The organism is Microvirga sp. KLBC 81 (assembly GCF_003075415.1).
Taxonomy (GTDB): domain Bacteria; phylum Pseudomonadota; class Alphaproteobacteria; order Rhizobiales; family Beijerinckiaceae; genus Microvirga.
In genome coordinates this window covers 1-1,317 of the sequence record NZ_QDAH01000243.1, presented here as the reverse complement: position 1 = coordinate 1,317, position 1,317 = coordinate 1, and the positions used below count along the sequence as shown (strand labels likewise).

The 1,317-nt window shown below is 66.1% G+C and carries 1 protein-coding gene and 1 other annotated feature; the gene reads left to right on the top strand.

The window, feature by feature from the left end; translation table 11 throughout:
• Nucleotides 1-50: 50 nt before the first annotated feature.
• Nucleotides 51-1,276 (top strand): IS3 family transposase gene (locus tag DC522_RS33525; protein ID WP_116532698.1). Its coding sequence is split into 2 segments (ribosomal slippage): nucleotides 51-339 and nucleotides 339-1,276, totalling 1,227 coding nucleotides; the frame shifts between segments, so codons are not numbered across the junction.
• Nucleotides 332-448: a sequence feature (AL1L pseudoknot), on the top strand. Its footprint overlaps the gene before it by 117 nt.
• Nucleotides 1,277-1,317 lie beyond the last annotated feature (41 nt).

Below are 1,317 nucleotides of genomic sequence, written 5' to 3'. Positions count from 1 at the left end.
TGAACCGCGCCGGGATTCCCGGAGGCTCCAACTCCTGACAGGATGGAGCCATGACGAAGAGAACACCCCCGTATTCACCGGAGGTCCGCGAGCGGGCGGTCCGGATGGTTTTCGAGCACCGCGACGAGTACGCCTCCCAGTATGAGGCGATCCGGTCGATTGCGGCAAAGATCGGCTGCTCGGGCGAGACGCTGCGCCACTGGGTGCGGCAGGCAGAGCGCGACCAGGGCCTGCGCGCCGGGCCGACGAGCGCGGAGCAGGAGCGGATCAAGGCGCTCGAGCGTGAGGTGCGCGAACTGCGCCAGGCCAACGAGATCCTGCGCAAAGCCAGCGCGTATTTTGCCCAGGCGGAGCTCGACCGCCGCTCCAAGCCATGAAGGCCTTTATCGACGAGCATCGTGAGGTCTACGGGGTCGAGCCGATCTGCCGTGTGCTGCCGATCGCCCCGTCAACCTACTACGAGCACGCCGCCCGCAAGGCCAATCCCGACCGCAGACCGGCTCGGGAACGCCGGGATGCCGCACTCAGTCAGGAGATCCGCCGGGTCTTCGCGGCAAACTTCGGCGTCTATGGGGTCCGCAAGGTCTGGCGCCAGATGAAGCGCGAAGGGATCGCGGTGGCGCGATGCACGGTCGCCCGGCTGATGCGGCAGATGGGCCTCCAAGGAGTGGTTCGCGGCAAGAGCATCCGGACGACCGTCAGCGACGCCTCGGCCCCTTGTCCGCGTGACCGGGTGAACCGGCAGTTCACGGCGCCGCGACCAAACGCCTTGTGGGTGAGCGACTTCACCTTTGTGGCGACCTGGTCGGGCTTCGTCTATGTGGCCTTCGTGATTGACGCCTTCGCCCGCAGGATCGTGGGCTGGCGTGTGTCGCGCTCGGCCCGGGCCGAGTTCGTACTCGATGCCCTCGAGCAGGCTCTCCATGACCGGCAGCCCTGGCGAGCCAGCCTCATCCACCACAGCGACAGGGGAGTTCAATACGTGTCGATTAAGTACACCGAGCGGCTCGCCGCGGCCGGCATCGAGCCGTCGGTCGGCAGTGTCGGCGACTCGTACGATAATGCCCTGGCGGAAACCGTCATCGGCCTGTTCAAGACCGAGGTGATCCATCGGCGTGGTCCGTGGCGCTCCTTCGCGGCCGTCGAGTTCGCCACTCTTGAATGGGTCGATTGGTTCAACAACCGGCGCCTGCTCGAGCCCATCGGCAACATCCCGCCCGCCGAGGCGGAAGCCGCCTACTGTGCCCAGCTTGAGGTCATGCCGATGGCCGCGTAAAATCCAAGCCAATCAGCCTCCGGAAAATTCGGCGCGGTTCA